The sequence below is a fragment of the Streptomyces sp. NPDC026672 genome, from assembly GCF_040638185.1.
Classification (GTDB): Bacteria; Actinomycetota; Actinomycetes; order Streptomycetales; family Streptomycetaceae; genus Streptomyces.
Map to the genome: position 1 here is coordinate 116,083 of NZ_JBEZXS010000014.1, position 13,911 is coordinate 129,993.

At 73.3% G+C, this 13,911-nt stretch carries 14 protein-coding genes; 7 read left to right on the forward strand and 7 right to left on the reverse strand.

Translation table 11 applies throughout. The features are described from left to right. Positions 1 to 15: 15 nt before the first annotated feature. From AB0F77_RS18555 to AB0F77_RS18575, 5 genes are all read right to left on the reverse strand, one after another. The gene (locus tag AB0F77_RS18555) at positions 16 to 870 is read right to left on the reverse strand and encodes a xanthine dehydrogenase family protein subunit M (RefSeq protein ID WP_361949186.1); all 855 of its coding nucleotides are present in this window, start codon (positions 868 to 870) and stop codon (positions 16 to 18) included. Next, positions 867 to 3,245: a molybdopterin cofactor-binding domain-containing protein gene (locus AB0F77_RS18560; protein ID WP_361949189.1), complete on the reverse strand. Its 2,379-nt coding sequence runs from the start codon at positions 3,243 to 3,245 to the stop codon at positions 867 to 869. The genes AB0F77_RS18555 and AB0F77_RS18560 overlap by 4 nt, the downstream gene beginning before the upstream one ends. Beyond that, positions 3,242 to 3,742, reverse strand: a complete 501-nt coding sequence (locus tag AB0F77_RS18565; RefSeq protein WP_361949192.1) for a (2Fe-2S)-binding protein — start codon at positions 3,740 to 3,742, stop codon at positions 3,242 to 3,244. The genes AB0F77_RS18560 and AB0F77_RS18565 overlap by 4 nt, the downstream gene beginning before the upstream one ends. Before the next feature lie 221 nt (positions 3,743 to 3,963). Further along, positions 3,964 to 5,211, reverse strand: coding sequence for a YncE family protein (locus AB0F77_RS18570; RefSeq protein ID WP_361949195.1), 1,248 nt, complete (start codon positions 5,209 to 5,211; stop codon positions 3,964 to 3,966). Positions 5,212 to 5,405: 194 nt separating this feature from the next. Beyond that, the gene (locus AB0F77_RS18575) at positions 5,406 to 5,771 is read right to left on the reverse strand and encodes a nuclear transport factor 2 family protein (protein ID WP_361949198.1); all 366 of its coding nucleotides are present in this window, start codon (positions 5,769 to 5,771) and stop codon (positions 5,406 to 5,408) included. A 158-nt stretch (positions 5,772 to 5,929) separates the two neighbouring features. Here AB0F77_RS18575 and AB0F77_RS18580 point away from each other — a divergent pair, with 158 nt between their 5' ends. Next, positions 5,930 to 6,223, forward strand: coding sequence for a hypothetical protein (locus AB0F77_RS18580; RefSeq protein ID WP_361949201.1), 294 nt, complete (start codon positions 5,930 to 5,932; stop codon positions 6,221 to 6,223). A gap of 70 nt (positions 6,224 to 6,293) precedes the next feature. Here the strand turns inward: AB0F77_RS18580 and AB0F77_RS18585 are convergent, their stop codons facing one another. Next, positions 6,294 to 8,051: an ABC transporter ATP-binding protein gene (locus tag AB0F77_RS18585; protein WP_361949204.1), complete on the reverse strand. Its 1,758-nt coding sequence runs from the start codon at positions 8,049 to 8,051 to the stop codon at positions 6,294 to 6,296. A 54-nt stretch (positions 8,052 to 8,105) separates the two neighbouring features. Here AB0F77_RS18585 and AB0F77_RS18590 point away from each other — a divergent pair, with 54 nt between their 5' ends. From AB0F77_RS18590 to AB0F77_RS18615, 6 genes are all read left to right on the forward strand, one after another. Next, a complete protein-coding gene (locus tag AB0F77_RS18590) occupies positions 8,106 to 8,372 on the forward strand; it encodes a metal-sensitive transcriptional regulator (protein ID WP_361949207.1) in 267 nt (88 codons plus the stop codon). Between the two features lie 119 nt (positions 8,373 to 8,491). Further along, the gene (locus AB0F77_RS18595; protein WP_361949210.1) at positions 8,492 to 9,577 is read left to right on the forward strand and encodes an S-(hydroxymethyl)mycothiol dehydrogenase; all 1,086 of its coding nucleotides are present in this window, start codon (positions 8,492 to 8,494) and stop codon (positions 9,575 to 9,577) included. Next, complete coding sequence (locus AB0F77_RS18600) at positions 9,577 to 10,206, forward strand: MBL fold metallo-hydrolase (protein WP_361949213.1); 630 nt, start codon at positions 9,577 to 9,579, stop codon at positions 10,204 to 10,206. Before AB0F77_RS18595 ends, AB0F77_RS18600 begins: the two co-directional genes overlap by 1 nt. Positions 10,207 to 10,282: 76 nt before the next feature. Continuing rightward, positions 10,283 to 10,651, forward strand: a complete 369-nt coding sequence (locus AB0F77_RS18605) for a DUF4180 domain-containing protein (protein WP_361949216.1) — start codon at positions 10,283 to 10,285, stop codon at positions 10,649 to 10,651. 75 nt (positions 10,652 to 10,726) lie between these two features. Continuing rightward, positions 10,727 to 11,641, forward strand: a complete 915-nt coding sequence (locus AB0F77_RS18610; protein WP_361949219.1) for an SDR family oxidoreductase — start codon at positions 10,727 to 10,729, stop codon at positions 11,639 to 11,641. A gap of 51 nt (positions 11,642 to 11,692) precedes the next feature. Further along, positions 11,693 to 12,490 carry an SDR family NAD(P)-dependent oxidoreductase gene (locus AB0F77_RS18615; protein WP_361949221.1) on the forward strand — a complete coding sequence of 266 codons (798 nt, stop codon included), beginning with the start codon at positions 11,693 to 11,695 and terminating at the stop codon, positions 12,488 to 12,490. Here AB0F77_RS18615 and AB0F77_RS18620 read toward each other — a convergent pair. Continuing rightward, entirely contained in the window at positions 12,457 to 13,869 is a 1,413-nt protein-coding gene (locus AB0F77_RS18620) for a pyridoxal-dependent decarboxylase (protein ID WP_361949224.1), read from the reverse strand. The two genes, AB0F77_RS18615 and AB0F77_RS18620, sit on opposite strands and share 34 nt — an antisense overlap. Positions 13,870 to 13,911 lie beyond the last annotated feature (42 nt).

Consider the following 13,911-nt stretch of genomic DNA (forward strand, 5'->3'; position numbering starts at 1 on the left):
ACCGGTGATCGGCGCTCACCCCATCCCGGCGGCGGACAGCACCGCCCGCCTGGTCAGCACCCGGGCCAGATGCGCCCGGTACTCCGGGGAGCCCGACATGTCCTGTCCCGGCCGGGTGCCCTCCGCGGCCTGTTCGCAGGCGTGCGCCACGGCCCGCGCGTCCCCGGCGCCGGCCAGCGCGCCCTCGGCCGCCGGGGCCCGCAGCGGGACCGCGCCCATGTTGGTGAGGCCGATCCGCGCCTCGGCGACGTGCCCGTTCTCGCGCCGCACGAGCGCGGCCACCCCGACCACCGCCCACGCCTGGGCGGCCCGCTGGAACTTCTCGTAGTGGAAGCCCCAGCCGTCCTTCTTCGGCAGCCGGACCTCCACCAGGAGCTCGTCGGGCGCCAGCGCGGTCTGGAGGTAGTCGACGAAGAACTCGCGCGCCGGGATCGTCCGCCGTCCGCCGGGCCCTGCCGCTACCAGCTCGCCGTCCAGGGCGAGCACCACGGCGGGCAGGTCCCCGGCCGGGTCGGCATGCGCGAGCGAGCCCGCGAGGGTGCCCCGGTGCCGCACGGCCGGGTCGGCGACCGTCTCGGTGGCCGCGGCCAGCAGCCCGGCGTACCGGCGCACCAGCGGGTCGTGGATCACGTCGTGGTGCGTGGTCAGCGCGCCGACGACAAGTGCGTCGCCCTCCTCGCGCACCCCGCGCAGCCCCTCGACCCGGCCGATGTCCACGACGAGTTCGGGGAAGGCCAGCCTGAGCCGCAGCAGCGGCAGCAGGCTCTGCCCGCCGGCCAGCACCTTGGCGTCCTCGCCCGCGTCCGCGAGCGCGCGCACCGCCTCGTCGACGGTGGCGGGACGGACGTAGTCGAATGCGGCGGGGATCATGCCGGGGCCTCCTCACCGGACCCGGCGGACCGCACGGCCCGCCAGACCCGCTCGGGCGTACAGGGCATCCGCACGTCGTGCACGCCCAGCGGCCTGAGCGCGTCCACGACGGCGTTCACCACGGCGGGCGTCGAGGCGATCGTGCCCGACTCGCCGACCCCCTTCACGCCCAGCGAGTTCGCGGCGGGCGTCTCGGTCCGGTCGGTCACGAAGTGCGGCAGGTCCGCCGCCGACGGCACGAGGTAGTCGGCCATGGTGCCGGAGACCAGGTTGCCCTCGTCGTCGTAGACGGCCTCCTCGTACAGCGCCTGGGCGATGCCCTGGGCGAGCCCGCCGTGCACCTGGCCCTCGACGATCATCGGGTTGACGACCCGGCCGACGTCGTCGACGCAGACGTACGACCTGATGCGCGTGGCCCCGGTCTCGGTGTCGACCTCGACGGCGCACAGGTGGGTCCCGTGCGGATAGGAGAAGTTCTCCGGGTCGACGACCTGTTCGGCGTTGATGGTGGGTTCCATGCCGTCGGGCAGGTCGTGCGAGGAGAACGCCTCGAACGCGATCTCCTGGATGGTCCTGCGCGCCTCGGGCGAGCCCTTCACGGAGAACACGCCGTCCGTGAACTCCAGGTCCTGCTCGCTCGCCTCCAGCAGGTGCGCGGCGACCTTCCGCGCCTTCTCGACCACCTTGCGCGCCGCCCGGTGCACGGCCTCGCCGCCCACGACCAGCGACCGCGAGCCGTAGGTGTCCATGCCCTGCGGGGACGAGCGGGTGTCACCGTGGACCACCTCGACGTCCTCGAACGGAACGCCCAGCGCGTCGGCGGCGATCTGGCTCCAGCAGGTCACGTGGCCCTGCCCGTGCGGGCTGGTGCCGGTGACCACCTCGACCTTGCCGGTGGGCAGCATGCGGATGCTCGCCGCCTCCCAGCCGCCCGCCGCGTACCTGAGGTCGCGCAGCACCCGGCTCGGTGCCAGACCGCACATCTCCGTGTACGTCGACACGCCGATACCGAGGCGCACGGTGTCCCCGCGCTCGTTGCGCCCCCGCTGCTCGGCGCGCAGGTCGTCGTAGCCGAACAGGGCGAGGGCCTTCTCGGTGGCCGCCTCGTAGTTGCCGCTGTCGTAGGTCAGCCCGGCGATCGAGGTGTACGGGAACTCCTCGTGCCCGATCCAGTTGCGGCGCCGCAACTCCACCGGGTCCAGGCCGAGTTCGGCGGCCAGTTCGTCCATGACGCGCTCGATGGCGTACGTCGCCTCGGGGCGTCCGGCGCCGCGGTAGGCGTCGGTGGGCGTGCGGGTGGTGAAGACGCCGGTGCAGTTGAACTCGTAGGCGTCCATCTTGTAGATCGCCGGGTACATGAAGGCGCCGAGGATGGGGATGCCCGGTGTGACGAGCATCAGGTACGCGCCCATGTCCGCGATCAGGTCCACCTTCAGGCCGAGCAGCCTGCCCTCGCGGGTGGCGGCGACCTCGATGTCCTGGATCATGCCGCGGCCGTGGTGGGTGGCGAGGTAGCCCTCGGAGCGGGACTCGGTCCACTTCACCGGGCGGCCGAGCCTGCGCGCGACGGTGAGGGCGATGGCCTCCTCGCCGTACACCTGGAGTTTGGAGCCGAAGCCGCCGCCCACGTCCGGGGCGATCACCCGCAGCTTGTGCTCGGGGACGCCGGTCACCGTGGCCAGCATGATCCGCAGGATGTGCGGGATCTGGGTGGCCGAGTAGACGGTGTACTCGCCGGAGGCGGCGAGCGGGGTGACGACGACCGCGCGGGGCTCCATGGCGTTCGGGATCAGCCGCTGCTGGTGGTAGCGCCGCTTGACCGTGACGTCCGCGCGCTCGCGCACCGTGTCGAAGCCCTCGCCGGTCGCCAGCGGCCACACGTAGCTGCGGTTGGTGCCCTTGTCGGAGTGGACCAGCGGGGCGTCGTCGGCGAGCGCGGCCTCCAGGTCGAGGACCGGGGGCAGCGGCTCGTAGTCGACCTCGATCGCCTCCAGGGCGTCGGCCGCCGCGTACCGGTCGCGGGCCACGACCACGGCGACCGGGTCGCCGGCGTAGCGCACCTCGTCGACGGCGATCGGCGGGTGGTCGGGCAGCACGATGTCCTCGGTCACCGGCCAGGCGCAGGGCAGCGACCCCATGCCGTCGGCGAGGTCGGCGCCGCTGAACGCCGCGACGACACCGGGGAGTGCGAGGGCCGGGGAGACGTCCACCCGGGTGACGCGGGCGTGGGCCATGGGGCTGCGCAGGATCGCCAGGTGCAGCAGCCCGGTGACCTGGATGTTGTCGGTCCAGTTGGTCTGTCCGGTGACGAGCCGGGCGTCCTCCTTGCGCAGCCGGGCGCGTCCGACCTCGCGTTCGACGGCCTGATCGGTCATGCCGTGACCTCCTCGGCGGCCGCGGGGGCCTCCTGCCCCTCCTGGCCGGAGGCGGCGAGGACCGCGCGCACGATGTTCTGGTAGCCGGTGCAGCGGCAGAGGTTGCCCTCCAGGGCGTGCCGCACCTCGTCGGAGGTCGGACGGGGGTTCTCGCGCAGCAGATCGCGCGCGGCCATGATCATCCCGGGGGTGCAGTAACCGCACTGGAGCGCGTGCCGCTCGTGGAAGGCGCGCTGGAGCGGCGACCACGCGCCGTCCCGGGCCAGCCCCTGGACGGTGGTCACCTCGGTGCCGTCCGCCTGGACGGCGAGGACGGAGCAGCTCTTGACGGTCGCGCCGTCGAGGTCGACGGTGCAGGCACCGCAACTGGAGGTGTCGCAGCCGATCGGGGTGCCGGTCAGACCGAGGCGGTCGCGCAGGTAGTGGGCCAGCAGGAGACGGGGTTCCACGTCGTCCTCGTACGTCGTGCCGTCCACGTTCACCTTGATACGGGTCATGTGCCCTCCAGACCGTGCGGGCGTGAGCGAGGGGAAAACAGCGACCGATCGTGATGTAGGTCACTCTATGACTCCACTCTGACGACGGCGAGTGCTGCGACATGGGTTCGTTGACGATTGACCCATCGCTGTCGGAAGCCCTCGAAACCCCGCCGGGAACGGTCCCCGAGGTGGGGGCGGGGCCGCTCCGGGTCGTCCGGGAGCGGCCCCGCACCCTGGGCTCAGCGCGCGGCCGGCGCGGTCCAGTCGGTGCGCACGTGGCCGAGGCGGACGCGTTGCGGGTGGTCGCCGACCGGGACCGACGCGACCTTGCGGCCGGTCGCGAAGTCGATGGCCGTGACCTGGTCGGCGCCGCTCTCCGAGACGACGCAGTCCTTGCCGTCGCCGCTGACCGTCGCCCAGTACGGCTTCGACGCGGGGACGAGCGGGCCCTCCTGGAGGGTGGCGCGGTCGACGACGGTGGCGTAGTCGTCCATGGTCCCCGCGACGCAGAGCTTCGCGCCGTCCGGGCTCATCGAGATCCCGTGGTGGCGCGAGTCGTTCACCCAGGTGGTGCGGTCCTCGCTGGTCGCCGGGTTCTTCGGCAGCGTCTTCGCCCGGGTGATCCGGTCGGTGGCGACGTCGTACTCCAGGAAGCCGTTGAAGAACGACACCTGGAAGTACAGCTTCGACTCGTCCGGGGAGAAGGCGGCCGGGCGCACCGCGTCCGAGAAGTCCCGCAGCCCGAACGCGTCCAGCCGGGCGCGCATGTCGATGACCTTGACCTGCCGGTACGTCGTCGCGTCCACGACCGTGATGCGCCGGTCGCCCTTGGTCCAGTCCCAGAACGGGTCGTCCAGCGCGGTGTTGACGTCGCCGATGGACATGTTCCAGATGTAGCGGCCGTCCTTGGTGAACACGTTCTCGTGCGGCTTGTCGCCGGTGGCGAACGAACCGAGCTGCCGCCCCGTGGTGATGTCCAGCACGTGCACGGTGTTGGAGGTCGAGGCGGAGACCGCGACCCGGGTGCCGTCCGGGGAGACGGCCATGTGGTCGGCGCGGTGACCGGACACCGGGAACCGCCAGTTGACGCGGCCGGTGGCCAGGTCGAGGGAGACGACGTCGGCGAAGCTCGGCCGGGAGACGACCACCGAGCGGCCGTCCGGCGTGGCGTACATGTCGTCCACGAACTGGTCGTGGCCCTCGCCGACGCTGTCGCGGATGGCCATGAAGTAGATCCACTTGATGGGGTCGGCGTTGATCTCGGCCATCCGCTGTTCCTTGTCCGGGACGACGTCGATCCGGCCGACCTTCGCGAAGTCGCCGGAGGACGCGATCACGTCGGCGGTGCCGTCCCAGTTGTTGCCGACGAACAGCACCTCGCGCAGGGCGGGGTCGGACGGGGCGGCGGTGGCGGTCGCGGGGGCGGCGACGGTCAGGACGAGGGCGGCGGCCACGGAGCGGAGGTGCCTGGTTCCGAGGGCAGGCATGACGGGCTCTCTCCTCTGGGGTGGGGTGTGGGCGAAAGCACGTGCCGGTGCAGCCGGGAACTCTGAACACGCTTGTGTTCAGAGGAACTTACTGAAAAGTAAGGAGAGAGAGCCTGCTCCACAAGACCGCGCGCACCACAAAATCGGCGGCCCGCGTCACCCGGAGGCGACCCGGACCGCCGCGGTCCCTCCCGTCATTCGTCCCAGGCCTGGATCATGATCTGCTCGGCGATCCTGCCGTCGCGCAACGTGATCATGGATTCGGCCAGCACCCGGACGCCGTCCGCGTACTCGCAGGACTCGCTGTACGCGGCCCGGTCGCCCTGGACGACGCACCGTTCCAGCTTGTGCGTCATGTCGCGGCTGTAGACGTCGTCCAGCATCGCCGCGATCTCCGGCCGGCCGTGCAGCACCTTCGGGTGACTGGGCTGGGTGTTGCGGTCGACGATGCGGATCTCCGCGTCGTCCGCGTAGAGCGACAGAAGGGTGTTCCCGGTGTTCCCCTCTATGCCCCGGCGCAGGGTCTCGATGGTGAAGGCGGAGCCCGTCGCGCTGCCCATGGTGACCTCCTTCGGGGCGCGCGGCCCGTCGGGGAGCGGACCGTGTCGGCCCCTGATTCGAGCCTCCTCCGGCCCGGCCGCCCCGGCAAACGCAGCCGGACGGGTGAGCGGCGCCGCCCGCCCGTGTCCCGCCGGCCCTCCGCGCCGTTGCTGAGGGCATGATCTCAACTCGACGTATCGTCGCCGCCGTGGGTCTCGCCGCGGGTGTCACCGGCCTCGCCGCCCCGCCGGCGAGCGCGGCCCCGGTCCAGCAGGGGGAGACCGGGAAGATCAGCCCGATCGCCGCGCTGGACTCGCTCGCCGCCAGTGACATCCCCGCGGAGCACCGCGGTGCGGTCCCGCGCGTATCCCAGCAGTTGCAGGGCCTCGGCGGCCTCCAGGAACTCGGTCGGCTGCACCAGCTGACCGACCTCGCCGCGCCCGCCACCCAGCTGCTGCCCGCCGTGCAGTGACCGGCGCGGACACCCGTCGCGCGAGGGCCGCCCGGAAGCCGGGCGGCCCTCGTCGTACGCCCCGCGGGCGTCAGCCCGCCGTCGCCAGGAACTGCGTCGCCGCCAACTCGGCGTACAGCGGGTCGTCGTGCACCAGCTCCCGGTGCGTGCCCACCGCCCGCACCCGGCCCGCGTCCATGACCACGATCCGGTCGGCCATCGTCACCGTGGACAGCCGGTGCGCCACCACCAGCACCGTCGTGGAACGGGCGACGTCCGCCACCGTGTCCCGCAGCGCCGCCTCGTTCACCGCGTCCAGCTGGGACGTCGCCTCGTCCAGGAGCAGCAGCCGGGGCCTGCGCAGCAGCGCGCGGGCGATCGCCACCCGCTGACGCTCACCGCCCGACAGCTTGGTCCCGCGATGCCCCACCAGCGTGTCCAGGCCCTGCGGCAGCCGGGCCACCAGCCCGTCCAGCCGGGTCGTCGCCACCACCCGCGTCACCGTGTCCTCGTCCGCCTCCGGGTTGCCGAGCAGCAGGTTGTCCCGCAACGAGCCCGACAGCACCGGGGCGTCCTGCTCCACGTACCCGATCGCCGCGCGCAGCCGGGGCAGTTCCCAGTCGGACAGCGGGCGGCCGTCGACCGTGATCACGCCGGAGTCGGGGTCGTAGAACCGCTCGATCAGCGAGAACACGGTCGTCTTGCCCGCCCCGGACGGGCCGACGAACGCCGTCATGCCGCGCGCCGGCACGTCGAAGCTGACCCCGTGGTGCACGTACGGCAGGTCGTCGGCGTACCGGAAGCGCACGTCCGCGAAGGCCAGCGCGGCCGGTTCGGCGTCGGCGGCGGGCAACGGCGCCGGATCGGCCGGGGGTTCGGCCGGCAGCCGCAGCGCCTCCTGGATGCGGGCCAGCGCGCCGGCGCCGGTCTGGTACTGGGTGAGCGCGCCGACGACCTGCTGGATCGGCGACATCAGATAGAACACGTACAGCAGGAACGCCACCAGCGTGCCGACGTCGATCGCGCCGGTCGCCACCCGCGCCCCGCCCACCGCGAGCACGGTGATGAACGCGATCTGCATGGCGAGACCGGCCGTATTGCCCGCCGCCGCCGACCACTTGGCGGCGCTCACGCTCTGCCGCCACGACTCCTCGGCCGCCTCGTGCAGTGTCCGCTCCTCGCGGTGCTCGGCGCCGGACGCCTTCACCGTGCGCAGCGCCCCGAGGATCCGCTCCAGCGAGGCGCCCATCACGCCGACCGCGTCCTGCGCCCGCCTGCTGGCCCGGTTGATGCGCGGCACGATCGCCCCGAACACCGTGCCCGCGCCCGCGATCACCGCCAGGGTGACCGCGAGGAGCACCGGATCGACCACACCCATCAGCACCACCGTGGCCACCAGCGTGAGCCCGCCCGTGCCGAGGGCCACCAGCGAGTCCGTGGTGACCTCGCGCAGCAGCGTGGTGTCCGAGGTGATCCGCGCCATCAGGTCACCGGGCTCGCTGCGGTCCACCGCCGTGATCTTCAGCCGCAGCAGATACGAGGACAGGTCCCGCCGGGCGCCGAGCACCACCGACTCCGCGGTGCGCCGCAGGACGTACGAACCCAGCGCGCCCACACCCGCGTTGGCGACCATCAGGCCCGCCATGACCAGCAGCGGCCCGGTGATCGACCGGTCGTGCGAGAGGTCCCCGATGAGCCGGCGGGCCACCAGCGGCAGCAGCAGCCCCGTCGCCCCGGTGAGCAGGGAGAGCAGCGCGCCCGTGAACAGGGCCGTGCGGTGCGGCCGTACGTATCCGAGGAACAGCCGCCACACGGGCGGTTCCGGTCTTTCCTTCGTCGCGTTGCCCACGGTGCTCCCAGTCCGTCCGTTACGATACCCCCGAGGGTATAGGGAGGAGTGGGCGTGGAGTTGCGGTTCGAGGGTGATGATCTCAGGTCCGTCCTGAACCGGCTGCGCCGGGCCCAGGGGCAGATCTCCGGCGTGATCAGGATGATCGAGGAGGGCCGCGACTGCGAGGACGTCGTCACCCAGCTCGCCGCCGCCTCCCGCGCCCTGGACCGGGCCGGATTCGCCATCATCGCCACCGGTCTCCAGCAGTGCCTGGTCGAGGGCGAGGACACGGACGCGATGAAGGCCCGTCTGGAGAAGCTCTTCCTGTCCCTGGCGTAGCCCGTCGGCGCCGCGGGCGCGCGGGGCGAAAGATCCACGACCTTCGCCGCGCTCCGTGCCGTCACCGCCCGCTCCCGCGTAGGGTCGGACGGCAGGCACAACGAGGAAGGGGCCAGGGTATGGCGCAGGAAGTACGCGGCGTGATCGCACCGGGCAAGGACCAGCAGGTACGCATCGAGACGATCGTCGTGCCGGATCCCGGGCCCGGAGAGGCCGTCGTCCAGGTCCAGGCCTGCGGCGTCTGCCACACCGACCTGCACTACAAGCAGGGCGGCATCACCGACGAGTTCCCCTTCCTGCTCGGCCACGAGGCCGCCGGCGTCGTGGAGTCCGTCGGCGAGGGCGTCACCGACGTCGCGCCCGGCGACTTCGTCATCCTCAACTGGCGTGCCGTGTGCGGGAACTGCCGCGCCTGTCTGCGCGGGCGCCCGTGGTACTGCTTCAACACCCACAACGCCCGGCAGAAGATGACGTTGACCGACGGTACGGTGCTCTCCCCGGCGCTCGGCATCGGCGCCTTCGCGGAGAAGACCCTCGTCGCCGCCGGCCAGTGCACCAAGGTCGACCCGGCCGCCTCGCCCGCCGTCGCGGGTCTGCTCGGCTGCGGGGTGATGGCCGGCATCGGCGCCGCGATCAACACCGGCAACGTCGGCCGCGGCGACTCCGTCGCCGTCATCGGCTGCGGCGGCGTCGGCGACGCGGCCATCGCCGGGTCGAACCTCGCGGGCGCGGCGAAGATCATCGCCATCGACATCGACGACCGCAAACTGGAGACCGCCCGCAAGATGGGCGCCACCCACACCGTCAACTCCCGGGAGACCGACCCGGTCGAGGCCGTGCGCGAACTGACCGGCGGCTTCGGCGCCGACGTCGTCATCGAGGCGGTCGGCCGCCCCGAGACGTACCACCAGGCGTTCTACGCCCGTGACCTCGCCGGCACCGTCGTCCTCGTCGGAGTCCCCACCCCCGAGATGAAGCTCGAACTCCCGCTGCTCGACGTCTTCGGCCGCGGTGGCTCCCTCAAGTCGTCCTGGTACGGCGACTGCCTGCCCTCCCGCGACTTCCCCCTGCTGATCGACCTGTACCTCCAGGGCCGCCTGGACCTCGGCGCGTTCGTCACCGAGACCATCCGGCTCGACGAGGTGGAGCAGGCCTTCGAGCGGATGCACCACGGCGACGTGCTGCGCTCGGTGGTGGTGCTCTGATGACCGCCCGCATCGAACGCCTCGTCACCTCGGGGCAGTTCACGCTCGACGGCGGCACCTGGGACGTCGACAACAACGTGTGGATCGTCGGCGACGACCACGAGGCCGTCGTCATCGACGCCGCCCACGACGCCGACGCCATCGCCGAGGCCGTCGGGGACCGCCGCCTCACGGCCATCGTGTGCACCCACGCCCACAACGACCACATCGACGCCGCGCCCGCGCTCGCCGACCGCACCGGCGCCACCATCTGGCTCCACCCCGACGACCTGCCGCTGTGGCGGCTCACCCACCCGGACCGCGACCCCGACCGCCATCTGACCGACGGACAGGTCATCGAGGCCGCCGGCTGCGACCTCACCGTCCTGCACACCCCGGGACACGCCCCCGGCGCCGTCTGCCTCTACGACCCGGGCCTCGCCACCGTCTTCACCGGCGACACCCTCTTCCAGGGCGGCCCCGGCGCCACCGGACGCTCCTACTCCCACTTCCCGACCATCGTCGACTCGATCCGCGACCGGCTGCTGACCCTGCCGCCCGGCACCAAGGTGCTCACCGGCCACGGCGACTCCACCACCATCGGCGCGGAGGCCCCCCACCTGGAGGAGTGGATCGCCCGCGGCCACTGAGCCGGAAGGATCCCGCGGCCACCGGGCCGGGAAAATGACGGGAGACCGTGCGGCCGTGCGCCTACGCTCTCCCGTCATGACCACGCACACCCTCGTGACCCTGCGGGACGTACGCGTCCTGCGCTGCGCCCCCGACGGCCCGCCGCTCGACGGCGAGAGCGCCGCCCTCGATCTGATCGGCGAGGCCCTCGGCGGGGAGGCACGGCTCGTCGCGGTGCCCGTGGAACGCCTCCCGGACGCCTTCTTCGAGCTGCGTTCCGGCGTCGCGGGCGCCGTCGTCCAGAAGTTCGCCACCTACCGGGTGCGCCTCGCCGTCCTCGGCGACATCTCCCGCCACACCGCCGCCAGTTCGGCGCTGCGCGACTTCGTGTACGAGTCCGACCGCGGCGACCAGCTCTGGTTCCTCGCCGGCATCGACGACCTGGAACGGCGACTCGCCGGATAAAGGCGACGGAAGACGTCCGGTTTTCCCGTCAGCCTGGACCCGACAGCACTGGGCGAGGGAAACGGGAGGCCGGACATGCCGGGTCCGCTGGAGGGCAGGGTCGCACTGGTCGCGGGGGCGACACGCGGCGCGGGACGAGGGATCGCGGTGGAGCTCGGCGCGGCCGGCGCCACCGTCTACGTCACCGGGCGCACCACCCGCGAGCGCCGCTCCGAGTACGACCGCCCCGAGACCGTCGAGGACACCGCCGACCTCGTCACCGCCGCCGGCGGCCGGGGGATCGCCGTCCCGACCGACCACCTCGACCCCGCCGCCGTACGGGCCCTCGTGGACCGGATCGCCGGCGAACAGGACCGGCTGGACGTCCTGGTGAACGACATCTGGGGCGCCGAGCACCTCTTCGCCTGGGACACCCCCGTCTGGGAGCACGACCTCGACGACGGGCTGCGGCTGCTGCGGCTCGCCGTCGAGACCCACGCGATCACCAGCCACCACGCGCTGCCCCTGCTGCTGCGCCGGCCCGGCGGGCTCGTCGTGGAGGTCACCGACGGCACCGCCGAGTACAACCGCGACACCTACCGCGTGAACTTCTTCTACGACCTCGCCAAGGCGTCCGTGCTGCGCATGGCGTTCGCCCTCGGCCACGAACTCGGTCCGCGCGGCGCCACCGCCGTCGCCCTCACCCCGGGCTGGCTGCGCTCCGAGATCATGCTCGACGCCTTCGGGGTGCGCGAGGACAACTGGCGCGACGCCCTGGTCGAGGTCCCCCACTTCGCGATCTCGGAGACCCCGCGCTACGTCGGCCGCGCGGTCGCCGCCCTCGCCGCCGACCCCGGCGTCGCCCGCCTCAACGGCACCTCCCTCTCCAGCGGCGGCCTCGCCCGTACGTACGGCTTCACGGATCTGGACGGCAGCCGCCCCGACGCCTGGCGCTACCTCGTCGAGGTGCAGGACGCGGGCCGGCCGGCGGACACGACCGGCTACCGGTGACGGCCGCACGGGACCTGTCGCGGTGATCGCCGCGGCCCTACCGTCGCTGCCATGACCGATCTCAAGCGCTTCGAAGGACACGGCGTGCTCGTCACCGGCGGCGCACGCGGCATCGGCGCGGCCGTCTCCCGGCGGCTCGCCGAGGAGGGCGGCCGGGTGCTGCTGACCGACCGGGACCCGGACGAGGCCGAGCGGACCGCGGCCCGCCTGCGCGAACGGGGGCTCGCGGTACGGGCGTTCGTGTGCGACGTGGCCGACGACTCCTCCGTGCGGGCGGCCGTCGCCGAGGCGATCGCCCGCCTCGGCTCGCTCGACGTGCTCGTCAGCGGCGCGGCCCACTGCACCCCCGACGCGCCCCTGTTCGAGGACGAGTCCGACGAGGCGTGGGCCCGCGACCTCGACGTCACCCTCACCGGCGCCCACCGCTGCTGCCGCGCAGCCCTGCCGCACCTCGCCGCCTCCGGCCGGGGCGCGATCGTCTGCGTCGGCTCGGTCAACGGCCTCCAGGACTTCGGCAACCACGCCTACAGCGCCGCCAAGGCCGGCCTCGGCTCCCTCACCCGCACCCTCGCCGGGCACGCCGCGGCCCGCGGGGTCCGGGTCAACCTGGTCGCGCCGGGCACGGTCCGCACCTCGGCCTGGGAGGGCAGGGAGGCGGAACTCGACGCCGTGCGCCCGCTCTACCCCCTCGGCCGGGTCGGCGAACCCGAGGACGTCGCGGCGGCCGTCGCCTTCCTCGCCTCCCGCGACGCCGCCTGGATCACCGGCACCACCCTGTGCGTGGACGGCGGGCTCACGGCGGTCAACACCGGCTTTCACTCCGCCCTGCGCGCCGCCACGGAGGTCTGAGCCGCCGCGAGCGCGTCCCGCACCCGCCGGACGTCGGCCGCGGTGGTGCGCCAGTTGCTGAACGCCGCCCGCAGCGCGGGCACCCCGCCGAACACGGTCGGCGTGAGGAACGCCTCCCCGGACCCGGCGACGGCCCGCGCGAGGGCGGCCACCCGCTCGGGCGTCGGGTCCTCGGCGAGCGTGAAGCAGACGACGTCCAGCCGGACCGGCGCCAGCAGCCGCAGCCCCGGCAGCGCGGCCACCTCCGCGCCGAGGCTCCGCGCCAGCTCCACGTTCCGCTCGACGATCTCGCGGTGCCCGTCCCGCCCGTACGCGACGAGCGAGAACCACGCCGGCAGCGCCCGCAGCCGGCGCGAGTTCTCCGGGGTGAGGTGCAGGAAGTCCGGCTCGCCCCCGGGCAGGCCCAGGTACGGGGACGCGTTGTGGAACACCGCCACCTGGAGATCGCGGCGGCGGGTGAACTGCACGGCCGCGTCGTACGGCACGTTGAGCCACTTGTGCAGGTCGACGCAGACCGAGTCGGCCGCGTCAAGACCGGCCACCTGATGGGCGTGGGCGGGGGAGAGGGCGGCGAAGGCACCGAACGCGGCGTCCACGTGGAGCCAGAAGCCGTACCGCTCCCGGAGCGCCGCGATCGCCCGCAGGTCGTCGAAGTCGACCGTGTTGACCGTGCCCGCGTTGGCCACCACGATCGCCGGCCGGCCCGCGAGGGAGGCGAGCGCCCGGTCGAGCGCGGCCACGTCCACGGCCTCGCGGCCGTCCGGCAGCAGCGGCACCTGCCGCAGCCGGTCGCGGCCCATGCCGAGGACCGACATGGCCTTGGTCACGGAGGAGTGCGGGCTGCCCGACAGCACCTCCACCGGGCCCAGCGCGGCGGCGCCCTCGCGGGAGACGTCCACGCCCAGCCGCTCGCCCAGCCACTCCCTGGCGACGGCCAGGCCCACGGTGTTGGACATGGTCGCGCCGGTCACGAACGCCCCGTGGTGCTCCTCGCCCAGCCCGAACAGCTCCCGCAGCCAGGCCACCGTCTCGCGCTCCAGCTGCGCCGCCCACGAGCCCTGGTCCCCGGACGCGTTCTGGTCCCAGGCCGCGGTCAGCCAGTCCCCGGCGACCGCCGCGGGGGTGGCGCCGCCCGTGACGAAGCCGAGGTAGCGCGGCCCGGCCGAGGCGGAGAAGCCCGGCGCCCAGCGCTCGGCGAACGCGGCCAGCGCGCCCTCGCCGCCGGTGCCGGCCGCCGGGAGCGGCGCCCGTCGGGGCGGTTCGTCCAGCCGCACCACGGGCCGCTCGGCGAGGGCGCCGAGCTGCCCGGCGGCGAGGTCACGGGTGGACTGGAGGAGGTCGGGGAGCCGGGAGAGATCGTCGGCGAGAGCGGGGTGCATGGGCGCAGCGTACGGAGCGGGGAACGGCCGCCGCCCGGTCCA

Coding starts and splice junctions, on each gene's coding strand:
- AB0F77_RS18610 (WP_361949219.1), top strand. CDS start 10,727: ATGCCGGGTCCGCTGGAGGGCAGGGTCGCACTGGTCGCGGGGGCGACA.
- AB0F77_RS18595 (WP_361949210.1), top strand. CDS start 8,492: ATGGCGCAGGAAGTACGCGGCGTGATCGCACCGGGCAAGGACCAGCAG.
- AB0F77_RS18555 (WP_361949186.1), bottom strand. CDS start 870: ATGATCCCCGCCGCATTCGACTACGTCCGTCCCGCCACCGTCGACGAG.
- AB0F77_RS18600 (WP_361949213.1), top strand. CDS start 9,577: ATGACCGCCCGCATCGAACGCCTCGTCACCTCGGGGCAGTTCACGCTC.
- AB0F77_RS18620 (WP_361949224.1), bottom strand. CDS start 13,869: ATGCACCCCGCTCTCGCCGACGATCTCTCCCGGCTCCCCGACCTCCTC.
- AB0F77_RS18565 (WP_361949192.1), bottom strand. CDS start 3,742: ATGACCCGTATCAAGGTGAACGTGGACGGCACGACGTACGAGGACGAC.
- AB0F77_RS18580 (WP_361949201.1), top strand. CDS start 5,930: ATGATCTCAACTCGACGTATCGTCGCCGCCGTGGGTCTCGCCGCGGGT.
- AB0F77_RS18575 (WP_361949198.1), bottom strand. CDS start 5,771: ATGGGCAGCGCGACGGGCTCCGCCTTCACCATCGAGACCCTGCGCCGG.
- AB0F77_RS18605 (WP_361949216.1), top strand. CDS start 10,283: ATGACCACGCACACCCTCGTGACCCTGCGGGACGTACGCGTCCTGCGC.
- AB0F77_RS18570 (WP_361949195.1), bottom strand. CDS start 5,211: ATGCCTGCCCTCGGAACCAGGCACCTCCGCTCCGTGGCCGCCGCCCTC.
- AB0F77_RS18560 (WP_361949189.1), bottom strand. CDS start 3,245: ATGACCGATCAGGCCGTCGAACGCGAGGTCGGACGCGCCCGGCTGCGC.
- AB0F77_RS18615 (WP_361949221.1), top strand. CDS start 11,693: ATGACCGATCTCAAGCGCTTCGAAGGACACGGCGTGCTCGTCACCGGC.